Source organism: Paenibacillus sp. CR_12 (assembly GCF_041953985.1).
Lineage (GTDB): Bacteria > Bacillota > Bacilli > Paenibacillales > Paenibacillaceae > Paenibacillus_AQ > Paenibacillus_AQ lautus_A.
Genome location: NZ_JAVFHO010000004.1, coordinates 484207 through 501998, shown reverse-complemented (window position 1 = coordinate 501998; position 17792 = coordinate 484207). Strand labels below are relative to the sequence as shown.

14 protein-coding genes and 1 other annotated feature are annotated in these 17792 nt (G+C 53.9%); of the genes, 12 read left to right on the top strand and 2 right to left on the bottom strand.

Annotated features, from left to right (window positions below; genetic code table 11):
- Positions 1-83: 83 nt before the first annotated feature.
- Positions 84-965: an AraC family transcriptional regulator gene (locus RB297_RS17955; protein WP_096773023.1), complete on the top strand. Its 882-nt coding sequence runs from the start codon at positions 84-86 to the stop codon at positions 963-965.
- Between the two features lie 40 nt (positions 966-1005).
- Positions 1006-1266, top strand: a binding site (T-box leader).
- A gap of 89 nt (positions 1267-1355) precedes the next feature.
- Positions 1356-3797 (top strand): leucine--tRNA ligase, encoded by a 2442-nt coding sequence (gene leuS / locus RB297_RS17950; RefSeq protein WP_096773024.1) that lies wholly within the window; start codon positions 1356-1358, stop codon positions 3795-3797.
- Here the strand turns inward: leuS and comER are convergent.
- A complete protein-coding gene (gene comER, locus RB297_RS17945; protein WP_375121052.1) occupies positions 3778-4620 on the bottom strand; it encodes a late competence protein ComER in 843 nt (280 codons plus the stop codon). The two genes, leuS and comER, sit on opposite strands and share 20 nt — an antisense overlap.
- A 171-nt stretch (positions 4621-4791) precedes the next feature.
- On the opposite strand from comER, the gene RB297_RS17940 reads away from it, so the two are divergent.
- The 6 genes from RB297_RS17940 (at position 4792) to holA (ending at position 12144) form a co-directional block, all read left to right on the top strand.
- Complete coding sequence (locus RB297_RS17940; RefSeq protein WP_375121051.1) at positions 4792-5454, top strand: ComEA family DNA-binding protein; 663 nt, start codon at positions 4792-4794, stop codon at positions 5452-5454.
- Positions 5455-5502: 48 nt separating this feature from the next.
- Entirely contained in the window at positions 5503-6021 is a 519-nt protein-coding gene (locus RB297_RS17935; protein ID WP_375121117.1) for a deoxycytidylate deaminase, read from the top strand.
- Positions 6022-6136: 115 nt separating this feature from the next.
- Positions 6137-8839 (top strand): ComEC/Rec2 family competence protein, encoded by a 2703-nt coding sequence (locus tag RB297_RS17930; RefSeq protein WP_375121050.1) that lies wholly within the window; start codon positions 6137-6139, stop codon positions 8837-8839.
- A 184-nt stretch (positions 8840-9023) separates the two neighbouring features.
- A complete protein-coding gene (locus RB297_RS17925; protein ID WP_009590814.1) occupies positions 9024-9572 on the top strand; it encodes an RNA polymerase sigma factor in 549 nt (182 codons plus the stop codon).
- On the top strand, positions 9569-10837 hold the full coding sequence (locus tag RB297_RS17920) for a zf-HC2 domain-containing protein (RefSeq protein WP_375121049.1): 1269 nt from the start codon (positions 9569-9571) through the stop codon (positions 10835-10837). Before RB297_RS17925 ends, RB297_RS17920 begins: the two co-directional genes overlap by 4 nt.
- Before the next feature lie 287 nt (positions 10838-11124).
- The gene (gene holA / locus RB297_RS17915; RefSeq protein WP_096773028.1) at positions 11125-12144 is read left to right on the top strand and encodes a DNA polymerase III subunit delta; all 1020 of its coding nucleotides are present in this window, start codon (positions 11125-11127) and stop codon (positions 12142-12144) included.
- A 242-nt stretch (positions 12145-12386) separates the two neighbouring features.
- Here the strand turns inward: holA and rpsT are convergent, their stop codons facing one another.
- Positions 12387-12659 carry a 30S ribosomal protein S20 gene (gene rpsT / locus RB297_RS17910; protein ID WP_009590780.1) on the bottom strand — a complete coding sequence of 91 codons (273 nt, stop codon included), beginning with the start codon at positions 12657-12659 and terminating at the stop codon, positions 12387-12389.
- 162 nt (positions 12660-12821) lie between these two features.
- Here rpsT and gpr point away from each other — a divergent pair, with 162 nt between their 5' ends.
- From gpr to lepA, 4 genes are all read left to right on the top strand, one after another.
- Positions 12822-13823, top strand: coding sequence for a GPR endopeptidase (gene gpr / locus RB297_RS17905; protein ID WP_375121048.1), 1002 nt, complete (start codon positions 12822-12824; stop codon positions 13821-13823).
- Positions 13824-13985: 162 nt separating this feature from the next.
- Complete coding sequence (locus tag RB297_RS17900; protein ID WP_375121047.1) at positions 13986-15359, top strand: stage II sporulation protein P; 1374 nt, start codon at positions 13986-13988, stop codon at positions 15357-15359.
- Between the two features lie 54 nt (positions 15360-15413).
- A complete protein-coding gene (locus tag RB297_RS17895) occupies positions 15414-15827 on the top strand; it encodes a hypothetical protein (protein ID WP_090911872.1) in 414 nt (137 codons plus the stop codon).
- An 89-nt stretch (positions 15828-15916) separates the two neighbouring features.
- Positions 15917-17734 carry a translation elongation factor 4 gene (gene lepA, locus RB297_RS17890; protein ID WP_036666087.1) on the top strand — a complete coding sequence of 606 codons (1818 nt, stop codon included), beginning with the start codon at positions 15917-15919 and terminating at the stop codon, positions 17732-17734.
- Positions 17735-17792: the final 58 nt, after the last annotated feature.

Below are 17792 nucleotides of genomic sequence, written 5' to 3'. Positions count from 1 at the left end.
ATCATTTATAATAGAGAAAACCCCGTTACGTTGAGGGTTGGGGGTTAGACGACTCCAAAATCGCTAAAGGGGCGATTCTCTAAATGACCTCATCTGTCGATATGATGCCAGGCTTTGACCGCATGCAGCTTCAAGCGCCGTTCGATCTGACCTACTACAATGAACAGCCGCTGTCGGGAGGGCGGTTTCACTCGCATGCTTTTTATGAAATTTATTATTTCCATGAGGGACGCTGCACGTATTTGATCGGCGATTCCGTGTTCACCCTGAAACCGGGGGATCTGCTCCTGATGAACGGGCTTACGCTGCACTGTCCGAACGTTGAACCCGATTCCAGATATGTCAGGAGCATTTTGCATTTTGATCCGGCCTGGGTCTGCAGGGGGCTTTCGGAGACGGCCAAATCGATATTGCTGGACCCCTTCGAAACGCTGCGGAATCATCGCATGACGCTGACGGGGGAGAACCGGGAAGAATTCGAAGGGATGCTGGCCGATATACACCGCCTGTCGTCCTCCACGGCCGGCTTTCGCCAGGAGCGGATGACCCTTCGAATCCAGGAGATGATGTACGTCATCGCCGATTGGTGCCAGGCCGCCGTGCAGGATCACGACTCGATCTCGGAGAAGGAGCGGCATGTCCAGCATGTCGTCTCGTTTGTCGAGGAAAATTATATGCTGGATTTGACGCTGGAGGGAATCGCCCGCGACATGCATATCACGAAACACTACTTATCCTCCTTATTCAAGGAAGTGACCGGAACGACGGTGTTCAAATATGTGTATCACCGGCGGATCAACCAGGCCAAAATCATGCTTAGGCTCCACCCCCATCTGAGCATAACGGAGATCAGCCAGGCGTCCGGTTTCAAGCATTTGGCCCATTTCAGCCGGATGTTCAAGGCCATGGTCGGGACCACGCCGGAACATTACCGCAGAAGCGGAGAAGAGCTTTCGTTGACTTGACCGCGCTTTTTGGGTATAATAGCCACATTAAAACGGTAATATGAACGCGATGATGAGGATCAATCGTTCCAATTTCGATCATGCAGAGAGCCGGTGTCTGGTGAAAACCGGTTGACGATAGGGATGAACTCGCCTCGGAGCAATGGTGTTAACCCGGCCGTCGGAGGGCTGTATTCCGGCAGAATCGGCCGACGAAGCATCGTCGTCTTATCCGCGATAAGGATGCAAAGGGAGCGAAAGGCAAAGCATGCCTTTGGCTAACTAGGGTGGTACCACGGGAATCAAACCTCTCGTCCCTAGCGATCAACGCTATGGATGATGAGGTTTTTTTGTTTTTTTGGGCAATGGCGCAGGCCTTGCCTCTCGACTGTGAAGGAGGAGCAATGAAGTATGACGGACAATCAACCAACCGGCCACGGCTACCAGCCGCAGGCCATCGAACCGAAGTGGCAGCAATACTGGGATGAGAACAAAACCTTTAAAACGGAAGATTCCTCGTCCAAACCGAAATTTTACGCGCTGGATATGTTTCCGTACCCATCGGGCGCAGGCCTGCACGTAGGTCACCCGGAGGGATACACGGCAACGGACATCGTGTCCCGCTACAAGCGGATGCGCGGATACAACGTGCTTCATCCGATGGGATGGGACGCCTTCGGCCTGCCGGCAGAGCAGTATGCGATGGACACGGGCAAACATCCTCGGGAGTTCACCGTGCAGAATATCGATACGTTCCGCCGCCAGATCAAATCCCTCGGGTTCTCGTATGACTGGGACCGCGAGATCAGCACCACCGATCCGGAATATTACAAATGGACGCAGTGGATCTTTATCCAGCTCTACAAACGCGGCTTGGCCTATGTGGCCGAGGTTCCGGTGAACTGGTGCGAAGCGCTCGGCACCGTGCTGGCGAACGAGGAGGTCATCGACGGCAAGAGCGAACGCGGAGGCCATCCGGTCGTACGCAAGCCGATGCGCCAATGGATCCTGCGCATTACCGAATATGCGGATCGCCTGCTGGAGGATCTGGACGAGCTGGACTGGAGCGAAAGCTTGAAGGATATGCAGCGCAACTGGATCGGCAAATCCACGGGCGCCGAGGTCCGTTTTGACATCGAAGGGTATGATGGTCATCTGGAGGTGTTCACCACTCGTCCGGATACGCTGTTCGGGGCAAGCTACTGCGTCCTGGCACCGGAGCATGACCTCGTGGACAAAATTGCGACAGCCGATCAGCGCGAAGCGGTGAAGGCTTATCAGGATCAGGCAGCACGTAAAAGCGACCTGGAGCGGACGGATCTGGCCAAGGATAAAACCGGCGTATTCACGGGCGCGTATGCCGTCAATCCGGTAAACGGCGCCAAGGTACCGATCTGGATCGCGGATTACGTGCTTGCCGGCTACGGCACCGGTGCCATTATGGCGGTTCCGGGACATGACAGCCGGGACTGGGAGTTTGCGAAGCAATTCGGTCTTCCGATCATTGAAGTCGTTCAAGGCGGAAACGTCGAGGAGGAAGCATATACCGGCACCGGCGCGCACGTGAATTCCGGCTTCCTGAACGGGCTGGATAATGAAGAGGCTATTCAGGCGATGAATGAATGGCTGGAGAAAGAGGGCAAGGGCAAGAAGAAGGTAACCTACCGTCTGCGCGACTGGCTGTTCAGCCGTCAACGCTATTGGGGCGAGCCGATTCCGATTCTGCATCTGGAAGACGGAACGATGAAGACCGTGCCGGAAGATCAGCTTCCATTGCTTCTGCCGGATGTAGACCAGATTAAACCGTCCGGAACCGGCGAATCGCCGCTGGCCAACGTGACGGAGTGGGTGGAGACGGTTGATCCCGAAACGGGCATGAAAGCCCGCCGCGAAACCAATACGATGCCGCAATGGGCCGGCAGCTGCTGGTACTACCTGCGTTACATCGATCCGGATAACCATAACGAACTGTGCTCCAAGGAGAAACAGAAGGAATGGCTGCCGGTTGACCTGTACATCGGCGGCGTGGAGCATGCTGTGCTGCACTTGCTGTATGCGCGCTTCTGGCACAAAGTATTGTATGACCTGGGCGTCGTCGATACGAAGGAGCCTTTCCAGAAGCTGGTCAATCAGGGCATGATCCTGGGGAACAACAATGAGAAAATGAGTAAATCCCGCGGCAACGTCATCAATCCGGACGATATCGTGAACGAGTATGGCGCTGACACGCTGCGCGTATACGAAATGTTCATGGGGCCGCTGGAAGCGACGAAGCCATGGAACACCAACGGCGTTGAAGGAACGCACCGCTTCCTTTCCCGCGTATGGCGTCTGTTCATCGGAGACGACGGTCAATTGAATCCTAAAATCGTGGATGGCGAGGGTACGGACGAATTCAAACGCACGCTGCACAAAACGATTAAGAAAGTGACCGACGACTTTGAGCATCTGCGCTTTAACACAGCGATCAGCCAGTTGATGATATTCATCAACGAGGGGTACAAGAGCGAAGTGCTTCCTCGCAAGGCGATGGAGAACTTCGTCCAACTGCTTTCCCCGCTTGCCCCTCACCTGGCTGAAGAGCTGTGGAGCCGTTTAGGCTACACGGAGAGCGTAACTTACGTGCCATGGCCTGAGTTTGACGAGGCTTGGACCGTAGAGGCAGAAGTCGAGATCGTGGTGCAAGTCAACGGCAAAATCGTGGAACGCGCCAAAATCGCGAAAGACATGGACCAAGAAGCCATGCAACAACATAGCCTCTCCCTTCCAAATGTCAAGCAGGCGCTGGAAGGCAAGAGTATTCGCAAAATCATTGCCGTACCGGGTAAACTGGTCAATATCGTGGCCGGTTAATCGTAAAACCGAAGGCAGCATCCAGTTTGGCCAAATCCTCCTCATACTTGTCGTGTGTGGTTTGGATCAATTGGTAGAACAACCCGTTCAGGTTCGATTCCAGCAGTGCCAGAGCCTGGGCCGTGATGCCTCCGGGAACCGCCACCCGCTTTTGCAGCTCTTCGGGGGAGAAGCCCTCCTCCGTTAGCAGCTTGCCGGTGCCAAGCAGCATTTCGCCGGCTAGTGCATTGAGGGACCTGCGGTCGATTCCGGTCATTTCAACGGCAGCGTCGATCCATTTTTCCATGAATAAACTTAAAAAAGCAGGCCCGCAGCTGGAGAAATCGGAAGTGATTCGCGTGTGCGATTCCAGTATATTGAGCGGCCTGCTGATATAAGACAGGAGGCTTTCTATAAGCTGCCTGTCTTCTTCTTTTATTCGGGAACCATACATGCATAACGATGCTCCGCCTCCGGTGATGTTAGTGATGCTCGGTATGATTTTCGCTACCTTGCAGGGCAGCGATGATTCCAGATGGATCAGTTGGACCGGACTTGTGATGGATATGGCGATTTGCCGGGTTTCGAGCCGATCCTTGATTTCGCCGATGACCGCTTTGAATTCCAACGGCTTGATACATAAAAATAGCAGGTCGCTTTGAGAAGCCGTCTCCGTGTTACTGCTGCATACCGTCAGACCGGGATGACGTTTTGCCAGCTGCAGCGGCTTTTCTGGGCTTCGGTTGCTGACCCGAATCTGCTCAGGCAGGAGTGCGCCCGATTGAATGAAGGCATCGATCAACAGACTACCCATGCTGCCCGTACCGATAAAACCGACCTTCATGTGTATGTTCCCTCCTTTCGCGCTTTACGGCAGAAATGTACCGTCCTTACGTCTAATGTATGCGGGGAAGATGCCGATTCATGACGGTTTTTCATGCGATTCCGGTGGGGAAGCCGAAGATTATTCCAGAGTTTGTACGAATTGAACTTTGAAGTTAAGGAGAGGTCTTGGATGAAACGGATATCTTTAGGTTGGAGTCTTGCCGCAACGCTTGCGGGCTGCGGACTCATCTTGTTTGCCGGCGGTACGGAACAGGGAATCGAGGGCTGGCAGCCGTTAAACGAACAGCTGGAGCAAGTCATGACCATGGAGGAGAGCGCCGGTGCGAAGGCGCTTGCTTCCGATTCCCGGGATAAGGATGCGGGAGGGGCTGCAGCCCCTGCTGACGCTCGAAGGGATTCTGCTGATGCTGCAAAGACCGCTCAGGGTGGACAAGGCGAGCCCGCCACGAACGCGAAGGAACCGGTGCCAAGTCTGGACTCGGCCGCTGCGGCCGGGAACGGCCAAGGAGCGGAAGCCTCACCATCTTCAGCTTCTGATCAGGCAGCCGTTTCGCCGGCTTCATCCCCGCCGGAGGCTGTCGGTCAACCGATCTCTGCCAATGAACCTCCAGCGCTGCCGCCGTCCATTCCGGATCCGTCCGGATTGATCAACGTGAATACGGCGGATGCAGCCACGCTGATGGAGCTGCCCGGCATTGGCGAGGCCAAGGCCAAGGCGATTATCGATTACCGGAATCAGTTCGGCCCATTTCGAACTCAGGCCGACTTGATGAACGTAAAGGGCATCGGGCCCAAAATGCTGGAGAAGATGAAGCCTTACGTAGGACTTTAGCTATGTGCTACAATAAAGGAGATATTGACAAGGAACAGGTGACAGATGATGAGTGCAGATCAACGTAAAGATTGGGATACTTATTTCATGGATATTGCCTTTATGGTATCTACCCGTTCTCAATGCCCTCGGCGTCATGTGGGAGCGGTGCTGGTGCAGGGCAAGAAGCTGCTCGGGACGGCTTATAACGGCGCGCCGATGGGGGTGCCGGATTGCTCGGAAGCAGGTTGTATGATCGCGGAGGATTATGAATTGGTCGTGCAGGACGGCGAGGAAAGCATGGTGAAGAAGCAGCGCTGCATCCGCACGATTCATGCCGAGCAGAATCTGCTGCTGTTCACGGACCGGATCGACAGGGAGGGCAGTACGGTGTACGTGACAGACGAGCCTTGCTGGACCTGTGCGAACATGCTTGCCAACAGCGGCATTGTCGAGGTTGTGTTCCATCGTCCTTATCCCAAGGACTCCGGCAAGGTGTCCCGCATGATGGAACAGAAGGGGATTTCGTTTCGGCAGCTTGAAGCATACGAGCCGCCGCGCGAAACCTTGATGACGGTAGCGGAATAGATCATGCATTGACGATGCGAATGATAGGAATAGGAAGTTATGGAGGAAGAACCTTTGACTGCGATTTGCAGGCAAGGGTTCTTTTTTTTATTTCGTCAAGAAGGGGATAGATTCAATGATGAAACGAAGGCCATTACTTGTGTTTACCGTGTTATGGGTGATCGGCAGCGGTGCTGCATGCCTGTATGACGGATGGAAGCTCGCCGTGATTGCGGTCGGGCTAATTCTTCTATTATTAGCTGTATGCCAGTGGGTGGGCGCAGGGCGCCTGTTTACGATCTGCATGCTGTTCTCATTGTGCGCATCGGGCTCGTACTGGGAATGGCATGATGCGGCGAATGTAAGTGATTTCGAGTCGGTCCTTGCAGCGGAAGAGTCGACTGAACCCATTCCTGTTACTGCGTTCGGGGTGATTTCTTCTCCTGTCGAGGTGGATGGCGACCGGGCTGATTTCCAGGTAACCTTGCAGCGGGCTGATCTGATTCAATCCAATCACCCGGTTGTGCAAAAACAAGCCGATCCGAATGACAGCATGATGCTGAATACAGACGATATCGTTATGGTCCAAGTAAAACTGCTGAATAAAACGGAGCTGGAGATTGTGAACCAATGGCAGCGCGGGGACCGCATACAGCTGAGCGGGGAAATGCAGAGGCCTGGAGTGGCCCGCAATTTTGGCGGGTTTGATTACCTTCAGTATTTGCGTACTCAGAAGATTCATTGGATCGTCAAAGTGAAGGGCTCGGACCAAGGGGTGATCGAACCACCAGACAGCTGGAAATTAAGCCATGTTCTCAGATGGAATGATGCCCTTCGCGACAAGCTTGGAAGCAAGCTGGATCAATTGTACGGCGGCATCCATGCGGGGTATATGAAGGGACTCATCATTGGCAATCAGGATGACTTGGATCCCGATACATTCATGGAGTTCTCGCGTTTGGGATTGACTCATATTCTTGCGATATCGGGCATGCATGTGGCCGTGGTTGTAGGATGCCTGCTATTCGTATGCACAACCCTTCGAATGACGAGGGAGGCCTCGCTGACTGTGGTGATGTGGCTGATTCCCGTATATGTCCTGCTGACCGGGGCGAGTCCTTCCATCGTGCGCGCGGGCATCATGGGAATGATCGGTTTGTATGCAGCGCGGCGGCGGCTTTTGAAGGATGGGCTGCATATCCTCAGCGTGGCCGCGCTTGCCATGCTGGTGTGGAATCCGTATTTTCTCGTGAACGTCAGCTTTCAGCTGTCCTTCATCGTGACGGCGGGTTTGATGATATTCGTGCCCAAGCTGATGCCGCTGCTGGCATTCTTGCCCCGCTGGCTGGGGGGAACCGTCGGCATAACGGTCGTGGCGCAGCTGATTTCCTTTCCGCTCACCATCTATTACTTCAACCAGGTCTCGCTTATTTCCGTTTTCGCCAATCTGATCCTCGTTCCGGTCATTAGCCTGGTCGTTCTGCCTTTAGGCATGGTGTCTCTGTTGATGGGATGGGTATGGATGCGCGGGGCTGGCTGGCTGGCCGCCGTGACCGAATGGTTAAACCATATCACGTTCCGGATCGTTGAATGGATGAATGGTTCCTCGGTTTTTATGACATTGTGGCCGTCCCCGTCGTTAGCCTGGATACTGTGTTATTTCGTTGTCCTGTACGCTTTGCTCTCCATCCTGAACAAGAGATTCAAGAATCCCGAGGGCGGGCAGAACGGGTCGAATGATACGGAGCCATTGGACGGACGCCCGCCATGGGGCGGTAGAGCAGACTTGTCCGGCGTGGACACGCTGCCGATCGTGGGTCGATTGGCCGGTGCTTTGCGATGGAGAGGCTTCCTTCGTGCCAGTCATCATATCGAACGGTATGCCCCGGGAGCTGCGATAGCCCTGCTGACCGGGATTTTGATTGTTCTGCTGTACAGCGGCTATCAGTCGCCGTCTACGCAAGGGGCGGGACTGGTGCAATTCCTGGATGTGGGACAGGGAGATTCGATATTGGTCACAACGCCTTCGGGCAAGCATGTTCTCATTGACGGTGGCGGGACGGTGAATTTTCGCAAGGAGAAGGATGCCTGGAAGGAAAGGAAAGCTCCGTACGAGGTAGGAGCGAAAGTGGTGGTGCCTTTGTTGAAAAAACGGGGCGTGCACCAGCTTGAAGCCGTCATCATGACCCACGGGGATCAGGACCACATAGGGGGACTCCTGGCTGTTTTGCAGGAAATCCCCGTGAAATCCGTCGTGTTTAACGGGACCTTGACCGAATCCGCTTCCTTCCGGAAGCTGATGTTATCCGCGGTTGAACAGCGCATTCCCGTATATCGGGCAGGAGCCGAATCCGAATGGAAACTTGACGGTCACACGGAGATCCGATTTTTATCCCCTCTTTTCCCAGAAAGTGGAGAAGTCATCAAAGCATTACCGTTGATTAAGGAGCAAAATCATGCTTCACTAGTATTTGTCCTTCAGATGAACGGCAGCCGGGTTTTATTTACGGGGGATACGGATCAAGCAGCCGAACGGAAAATACTGCAGTACCTGGAGGGGCAATCCCAAGATGACCCAGCTGTCGAAGACCGGATCGACGTCATGAAGGTGGCCCATCACGGAAGCAAGACATCCACATCCGCGCCATGGCTGAATGCATGGAAGCCGACGGCTGCGGTAATTTCTGCCGGCGTCAACAATATGTACGGTCACCCTCATCCGGACGTGGTCGGCCGGTTGGAACGTTTTCAATCCATCATCTATCAAACCAATCTTCATGGCGAAATCCAGATGAGGATCAAGAACGGGCATATTGAGACGCGAACGAAGATTCCATGAAGACGCCCGCTGTTCCTGGGACCGGGTTTCGTAGTATGATCTTTATAGGAAAATGCAGCGGATGACTATAATCTTTATATTTGGTATAGTTAGATGAAGTTTCCTGAAAAAATTAATAGGTTACATACTGCAACATTTTTTAATTCTATCCGTCTGTATGTATGCAGGGAGAGGGGGATCCACTGTGGTGGAGCAGGGACTCATAAGAGCCGCTCAATCGGGCGATCGCGACGCTCTAATCACCCTATTGCGAGAAATTGAGCAACATGTTTACCGAACTGCTTATTACATTTTAAACAATGAACAGGATGCCATGGATGCAGCCCAGGAAGCACTGATACGCGTATATACGAAGATCAACTCCTATGAGGAGAAAGCCCAGTTCAAGACTTGGGTCCAGCGGATCGTTACCAACATATGCATCGATAAATTCCGCAGAACGAAGCCGACGGTTTCCATCGATGAGCATGACATGGTGTTTCGGGATCATCTCGACGTGGAAAGGGAAGTGATGTCGGGCTATCTGGCCCAGGATATCCAGGAGGCCATTAACCAACTGCCGGATCATCATCGCACGGTCATTGTCTTAAGGTATTTGCAGGACCTGTCCTACAACGAAATCGCTGATTGTCTGAACCTTCCGCTCAATACGGTGAAATCCTATTTGTTCAGGGCCAGGCAGCAGCTGCAGAATATGCTCCAAGAGCATCAGAAAGGTGGTGTATCAGGATGAATTGCCAAGAGGTGGTGGAACGCATGCACCGCTATTTGGACCGGGACCTTACTTCCGATGAGACGGCCCAAATGTATCAGCATATTGCCTTGTGTCCCGAGTGTGCGGAGACCTTTAACATATTAAAGTCATTAAACAGAGAGCTTGAAGATCTTCCGGCCGTTACCCCGCCTGTCAGTCTGGTAGACGCTATCATGCCTAAACTGGATGCCATCGACCGTGATCGCGAGAGCCTTGTCGCACCTCCGGCCGTGAAAAGCCAGGAGCCTGCCGAAATGATGCCGGACATTCGGCGTCCGCGGCGTGCGGGCAGCTGGTGGAGCACGGTTGGCGGAAGAACGGCGATCGGGGCTGCCGCCGCTGTACTTATTCTCGGCGTCGCTATTTTTAATTATGAACCGAAGATGTTATCCGATGCGGAGATTCCGTACGAAGAGGCGAGCACGACCAGCGCGGGAGCGAATGAGGATTCGGCCGAGTCGGAGATTCAGGATATGGTTCAGCCGTTTGCCGCCGATGGCGGCGCGGAGACTGGCGGTACGGCGAACGAGGGGAGCGATCCTTCCGCAGGTTTGCGGAGTTCGCCGCCGGAATCGTCGGAATCCGATCCGAATCCGGGCCCGAACGACGAATCCAAGGAGAAGACAGAGCCATCGGATGGGGCTAAAGACACCAGGGAAGATGCAGCAGTCCCCGATGCTCCGGTTCAGAAGAACAATGATGGGCAGCCTCAAGCGCCAGACCAACCTGCAACAAGCAGCAATGAGGTACCCAAAAAAAATGACGCAAGCCCTTCGAACCCTCCGGCCGACGAGCCTGGCCAGAACTCGGAGAGCATGAGCATCCAGACTTCGCCTAATGAAGCAATGGACGTCCAAACCGAGATGGTGCCGCCGATCAGCGACCCTGCCGGCGATGCAGGCGCTGGAAGCACGGAATCTTCCGACCGTTCCACCGGATCGTACCAAGGGCTGGCGATGGTGCCGGAACAATGGCCGTCCCCGGATGGTCTGTACAGAGCCTCCCTGGAGGCCGAATATCTGGTGATCTATCGCCTGCCGTCGGGAGACCAGACTTCAGCTGAAGCGGTCGAAACGGTCGAGAGGATTCCGCTTGGCGGAAGCTGGGTATCCGGTCAATGGTCCGAGGACGGCTTAACGTTCAAGTACAAGGTACAGACGAACAAAGAGCTGGTTGAATCCGTCTACTCCATAGAGAAGGCTCAGCCGCCGGCGTCTGCGGGGCAGAAGCAGCCTAAACCATAGAATTATACAGATATAAATACATTCGGCGCACCAATGCCGGGAGATATGAATACAATATATTAGAGAGAGCATTATACCAACTACCGTCGTATGACCGGCGGCGAGGTGTTTCTAGAGCATGCTTGCCGGCGTTTATATAGATGTGTTGGGACGAAGGGACCTTGCCGCTGCCTACAGCCGAGGTCTCTTTGTTTTCGCGTGGGCGATTTCGTTTTTTATGTTGGACGTCTATCGCATTCGGGCACTGTTTTTTGGTATAGTGTACAGAGTAGAAAGGGGGGACGCCGATGGATGCCAAAGCGGCGGCCAAGGCGGTCAAGCAGGGAGACGTGTCTTCCGTCTATTTGCTGTACGGCAGCGAGAAATTCCAGATGAAGGAGTTCGCCGAATTTCTGGAAGCCCAGCTGATCCCGAAAGAAGACCGGGATTTTGCGCTGGTTCACATGGATTTAGGGGAAGTTCCGATACAAACCGTGGTAGAGGAAGCCGAGACGGTTCCTTTTATGGTTCAGAAAAAACTGATATTCGTCCGGGATACGGCTTTTTTTACGGCTGCAAAAGATAACGGGAAAGTGGATCATCGTCCAGAGGCTTTGCTGGATTATTTGACCAATCCCGCAGACTATAGCGTGATTGTCTTTATGGTGGGGCAGGAAAAGCTGGATGAGCGCAAGAAGGTAGTCAAGGCGGTCAAGAAGTCGGGGGTTGCCCTCTCCTTCATGCCTTTGGGCGGGGACGAACTTCTTCGCTGGGTGGACCAGCAGGTGAAGAAAGGCGGCTGCACGCTGCGCGCAGGCGCGGCGGAAGCGCTTGTTCGGAATGCGGGAACCAGTCTCCAGGCTTTATCGGGTGAAATCGAGAAGCTGTGTTTGTATGCGGGAGCCGACGGAGCCATTGATGTTGCAACCGTGGATATGCTGGTGGCGCGCAGCACGGAACAGAATGTGTTTGCGCTCGTGGAGGATATCGCCAATCTCCGATTGGACAAGGCGCTCGGGATCTATTATGAGCTGCTGAAGCAGCGTGAGGAGCCCATCAAGATTGCGGCCCTGATTACCAGACAGTTCCGAATCATTCTTCAAGTGAAGACGCTATCCACCCAGAGCTACTCGCAGCAGCAGATTGCTTCCCAAATCGGGGTGCATCCTTATGCGGTGAAGATTGCTGGCGAGCAGGCCCGCAAGTTTCAGACGGCACGTCTTGAAGGCATACTGAACCATCTCGCCAATCTGGATTACCAGATGAAGACCGGGGCCGTGGATAAGGTGCTCGGAATCGAGTTGTTTCTGCTGCGGCTTGGCGCGTAAGCGAACCGAAATAAGTCAAGAGCGTACGGGGACGCGCGAGCGGCCGTACGCTCTTTTTCATCTAGAGATCAGAAAGTATGACCTGCAGAGCTAAACCAAGTTGACCCCGCATGAAAAACATCCGCTATAAGCGGTCAATCCTCGGAAGAGTGTGCATCGATAAACGTTTTTCTAATCACAAAAAGCCCTGAGCAGCGTGAACTGTTCAGGGCTTTTTCCATGTCGTATTCAACAAACGTTTCTTACGCTTGGGACGTAAGAGCGTTTAGTCTTTTCGCCAGACGGGATTTCTTGCGGGCAGCTGCGTTCTTATGGATCAGGCCCTTCGTTACGGCTTTATCAAGCTTCTTGGAAGCAGCTTGGAAAGCTACTTTAGCAGCTTCGATTTCTGTACCGTTCAACGCTACGTCAGCAGTTTTAACAGCTGTGCGAAGCGCGGATTTTTGAGAAATGTTAAGCGCGTGGCGTTTGTCATTTGTCTTTACACGTTTAATCGCGGATTTGATGTTTGGCATTACATTCACCTCCTGTAAGGCATTTCAATAGAGCGAAATGATTCACAACTTAAAATATTTTAGCATGGGGGTGGACAAAAAGCAATACTCATTCGGACTTCTGCATAATCTCTCCCTTACTCTCGCACACTACTAACAATATGAGGAGGAGTGTGAATTTAGATGGATCTGGATCTGCAAAAATACTCGGTCCGAACGGATCTGGCCGTGGAATCAAGAGAACTGGCTGGAGGCACAGGAAGCGCGCCCATTCCCGGGGTAATGGAGGACGTGGTGCAGGAGGACGGAATCAAGATTACAAGGCTGGATGTGGAGAACGATGCTGCCTCTCAGCAAATCGGAAGGGTGAAGGGGCATTACGTCACGTTGGAGGTTCCCGATCTTCGCAAGGGCGATACGGGGCTTCAGGATCAGGTATCCGTTGTCTTCGCCCGCGAGTTTGAAGCTTTCATGTCCCGGATCGGGATTGGACCCAAGGCAAGCGTGCTCATTGTCGGGCTCGGCAACTGGAACGTGACGCCGGATTCGCTGGGACCGCTCGTGGTGGAGAACGTGATGGTGACCCGCCAGTATTTCGAGCTCATGCCGGATCGGGTGGCCCCGGGCTATCGCCAGGTAAGCGCCGTTGCGCCGGGCGTTCTCGGCCTGACGGGGATTGAGTCGAGCGAAACGGTTCAAGGCATCGTGGAACAAACGCGCCCCGAGTTGATCATCGCCATCGACGCACTGGCTTCGCGTTCGCTGGAGCGGGTGAACACGACCATCCAGATTGCGGATATCGGCATCCATCCCGGCTCCGGCGTCGGCAACAAGCGCAAGGGATTGACCCAAGAAATTCTCGGGGTGCCGTGCATTGCGATCGGCGTTCCGACCGTCTGCTACGCTTCCACCATCGTCAATAATGCGATTGAGCTGATGAAATCCCACTTCGGGGAAGGCACGCCGGAGACGGGCAAGATTATGGGAATGCTGCACGATATCCCCGAAGGCGAGCGCCTCGCCCTGGTGAAGGAGGTTCTGGAGCCGCTGGGCCATGACCTTATCGTAACGCCTAAGGAGATTGACGAATTTATAGAAGATATCGCCAACATCGTGGCGACCGGCCTGAACGCGGCGCTCCATGAAGCCGTGGATCCCGGCAATGTAGGCGCGTATACCCACTGACCCATAGTAAAAGCTCCGAATCTATCGGAGCTTTTATATTTTTCCAGGATCTAGTTCTATCGAATCTCCCCGGTTCATAGATTTGAAGTATAAGAGATTACAGAGTCGCGGGAACGGCTGGATGAGGTCGGCATCTCCCGGCGAACCGAGGAGGACATCGCTATGAACAATCGCAAGTTCCGCATCTGGAATATTGCCAGAATGAAACGGAAGGTCATGGAAGGTCTGAGCATGGGGCGTACGTTAATTATACTGATGCTAGGCTCTCTTATATTTTTTATTTTGCTAGGGCTCGGGGGAATGGCGGAACAGCGGATGAATTCCTCGCCCGTGTCGTCGATGAAAGGATTGGCCGCTTCGTTATCAAGCCATTTTTTCATCGATATGATCGGCATGGAGATGCCGCATATGACGGCTTCCAAAGAGACCTCGAGCTTCTCCGGCGAAAAAATGTCCACGTTCGTCTTTGAGCTCCTGACGAGCGTAAACCCGAAGGATCCGAAGAGCCTCCTTGCGGGAGAGCTTCCCGGCATGAAGGCTAATCAACCGGTTCAGCTGTCGCACGGCTCCGGTAACGAGGATGGCGAGGCACCGGCCGATTACCGGCCGGATCCGGCGGAAGAGCAGGCGGAGGGAGAGCCCGCCGAGACCGGGGAAGAGCCGACGCAAGGCGAACAAGGGAACAGCGGCAATGAAGGAAAGGGCGAGGATGCTCCGGATCAGGGCGGGAAGGACGATCCCGGCAGCAAGAATGAACCCGGAAGCACCTCCAAGGACGGAAAGACAACGAACGGGAAGAAATCCGTGCTCATCTATCATTCCCACCCGCAGGAAGCGTATAACCCGCTGCTCTCGCATCCATCCGATAATCCGGGGGCGGTATCCCCGACCAAGAACGTCATGCTGGTGGGCAGCTTCCTGAGCAAAAGGCTTGAAGCCAACGGAATCGGCACCCTGCACGACAAGAGCGATTATCAATCTACCGTGGAAGGATATAACTATAACTATTCTTATAAATACTCGCGCCAGATGGCCATGGAGGCCATGTCCCAGAACGACGGCATCAACTATCTGATCGATATCCACCGGGATTCGCAGCGATACAACAAAACGACGGCTACCGTAAACGGCGTCAATTACGCCAAGGTGTACTTCATCATCGGACATGCGAACGAGAACTGGAGACAGAACGAGGCGTTTGCAAGCAAAATCAATGCCAAGCTGGAGAAGTCCTATCCCGGCGTTTCCCGGGGCGTGTGGGGCAAATCGGCGGACCAAGGGAACGGAGAGTACAACCAATCCTTGTCCCCGAACAGCATCCTGATCGAAATCGGCGGCATCGACAATACGAAGGAAGAATTGCAGCGAACGGCCGAAGCGCTGGCCGACATCATCGCCGACGTGTACTGGCAGGAACAAGAAGCCGAGAAGGCCAGTGTGAAAAAAGAGAGTGATCCAGCGAAGAGCAAGTCGGCTTCAGCAGCCAAGGACGGTAGAGATAAAGGTGCCGAGGATAAAGCATCCAAAGCAGGTTGAAGGTAAGGGGTCATTAACGGAGCAGGAATGAAGGGGTAAATCAAGGAGGGGCTTATGATGTCGAGATTGGGAAAACGGTTTGTGGCGCTAATCATATGGACAGGTATCGGCATATTGGTCGGCATGCAGCTTGGAGGGGCCAAAGGGCCAGTGCCGGCCGACGGTACCGGGGGAACGCAGACCGTGGTGCAAGGCCATGTTCAGGATCCGCAAGGCGGTACGGCCCAGGGAAATGGTTGGGGAGGGACGCGGAAGCATCCTCCCGCCCCTGAATCCGTCGACCAGGAACCGGACGCCCGTAAGACGGCAGTGCCCGAATACGAGCCGTCGCCCAGCGACATTCTGCTCCCCGAACGCTCCCAACCGCCTGCCGATGTGCTTGCCGACAAAACGGCCGGACTGCTTCAGCAGCTCTCTGACCAAAGCATCCGCTGGGTCGTGTCGATGTTCGGATCGATTACGGAATAAATTTCGCCTTTATTCTCAGCATTGCTGTGCATCCCCTCAACTGGTATAATAAGTTGATTCAAACATCTGGTGGTTGTTGGGGGTTAGGCATGACAGACGTACAAGTAAGACAACAAAAAATTCGTAATTTCTGTATCATTGCACATATAGACCATGGGAAATCGACGCTTGCCGACCGTATTTTGGAATTTACGGGCGCATTAACTTCGCGTGAAATGCAGGAGCAGGTACTGGATCAGATGGATCTGGAGCGAGAGCGCGGAATTACCATCAAGCTGCAGGCGGTTCGCCTGAACTACAAAGCCGATGACGGCGAGGAGTATATATTGAACCTGATCGATACTCCGGGACACGTCGACTTCACGTATGAGGTATCCCGAAGCCTGGCCGCTTGCGAAGGCGCGCTGCTCGTTGTCGATGCCGCGCAGGGAATCGAAGCGCAGACATTGGCCAACGTATATCTGGCCTTGGACAACAATCTTGAAATTTTGCCTGTCATTAACAAAATCGACCTGCCGAGCGCTGATCCCGAACGGGTGAAGCAGGAGGTCGAGGATGTGATCGGGCTCGATGCCAGCGATGCCGTTTTGGCTTCCGCGAAAGCGGGCATCGGAATCAAGGAAATCCTGGAGCAGGTGGTTCAGAAAGTGCCTGCGCCAACGGGTAGTTCCGAAGAACCGCTGAAAGCGCTGATTTTCGACTCCCATTATGATCCTTACAAAGGCGTCATCGTATATGTTCGCGTCATTGACGGCAGCATCAAGGCCGGCTCCAAGATCAAGATGATGGCCACCGGCAAAACCTTCGAGGTGATCGAGGTGGGTGCCTTTAAGCCGCGCATGTCCATCGTGGACGAGCTTAACGTCGGCGATGTCGGTTTCATCGTTGCGGGCATCAAGAGCGTGGGCGATACGCAGGTCGGGGATACGGTAACGGATGCCAAGCGTCCGACGGCCGAGCCGCTCCCGGGTTACCGTAAAATCAATCCGATGGTGTTCTGCGGATTGTATCCAATCGAAACATCGGACTACAACGATCTGCGCGAGGCGCTCGAGAAGCTGCAGCTGAACGATGCATCGCTCAGCTTTGAGCCGGAGACGTCCAGCGCGCTCGGATTCGGCTTCCGCTGCGGATTCCTGGGCCTCCTTCATATGGACGTCATTCAGGAGCGGATCGAACGCGAGTTTAACATACCGCTGATTACGACCGCGCCGAGCGTGATTTACCGCATTACGCTGACGAACGGAGAGCAGATTCAAATCGATAACCCTTCCCATTATCCTGAGGTCGGCAAGGTCGATTATGTCGAAGAGCCTTATGTTAAAGCAGCCATTATCGTGCCGAATGATTATGTCGGAGCGATCATGGAGCTTTGCCAAAACAAACGCGGCGAATTCGTCAACATGGAATACCTGGACACGACGCGCGTCACCATTACCTATGAAATTCCGTTGTCGGAAATCGTGTACGATTTCTTCGATCAGTTGAAATCGAGCACCAAAGGATATGCTTCATTCGATTATGAGCTGTCCGGATACCGCCGGTCCAATTTGGTCAAAATGGACATTCTGCTTAATGCCGAGCAGGTGGATGCCCTGTCCTTTATCGTGCACAAGGACCGCGCCTACCACCGAGGACGGGCGATTTGCGAGAAGCTGCGCGAGCTGATTCCTCGCCAAATGTTCGAGGTGCCGATTCAGGCATCGGTCGGTACCAAGGTCGTGGCCCGCGAAACGGTTAAAGCGATGCGCAAGAACGTGCTTGCCAAATGTTACGGCGGCGACATCTCCCGTAAGCGGAAACTTCTGGAGAAGCAGAAGGAAGGTAAGAAGCGGATGAAGCAGGTGGGCAGCGTCGAAGTGCCGCAGGAAGCCTTCATGGCCGTTCTGAAAATCGACGACAAGTAATTAGGAAGCCAATGGCAGGGGAAGGCCTTTGAGTTAAAGAGCTGCTCCTTGCCTGTAT

Bases quoted from the DNA above. Each gene is read 5' to 3' on its own strand.
- RB297_RS17955 (WP_096773023.1), top strand. From the start codon at position 84: ATGACCTCATCTGTCGATATGATGCCAGGCTTTGACCGCATGCAGCTT.
- RB297_RS17895 (WP_090911872.1), top strand. From the start codon at position 15,414: ATGATGTCGAGATTGGGAAAACGGTTTGTGGCGCTAATCATATGGACA.
- holA (WP_096773028.1), top strand. From the start codon at position 11,125: ATGGATGCCAAAGCGGCGGCCAAGGCGGTCAAGCAGGGAGACGTGTCT.
- leuS (WP_096773024.1), top strand. From the start codon at position 1,356: ATGACGGACAATCAACCAACCGGCCACGGCTACCAGCCGCAGGCCATC.
- RB297_RS17930 (WP_375121050.1), top strand. From the start codon at position 6,137: ATGATGAAACGAAGGCCATTACTTGTGTTTACCGTGTTATGGGTGATC.
- RB297_RS17935 (WP_375121117.1), top strand. From the start codon at position 5,503: ATGAGTGCAGATCAACGTAAAGATTGGGATACTTATTTCATGGATATT.
- rpsT (WP_009590780.1), bottom strand. From the start codon at position 12,659: ATGCCAAACATCAAATCCGCGATTAAACGTGTAAAGACAAATGACAAA.
- RB297_RS17920 (WP_375121049.1), top strand. From the start codon at position 9,569: ATGAATTGCCAAGAGGTGGTGGAACGCATGCACCGCTATTTGGACCGG.
- RB297_RS17940 (WP_375121051.1), top strand. From the start codon at position 4,792: ATGAAACGGATATCTTTAGGTTGGAGTCTTGCCGCAACGCTTGCGGGC.
- RB297_RS17900 (WP_375121047.1), top strand. From the start codon at position 13,986: ATGAACAATCGCAAGTTCCGCATCTGGAATATTGCCAGAATGAAACGG.
- gpr (WP_375121048.1), top strand. From the start codon at position 12,822: ATGGATCTGGATCTGCAAAAATACTCGGTCCGAACGGATCTGGCCGTG.
- lepA (WP_036666087.1), top strand. From the start codon at position 15,917: ATGACAGACGTACAAGTAAGACAACAAAAAATTCGTAATTTCTGTATC.
- comER (WP_375121052.1), bottom strand. From the start codon at position 4,620: ATGAAGGTCGGTTTTATCGGTACGGGCAGCATGGGTAGTCTGTTGATC.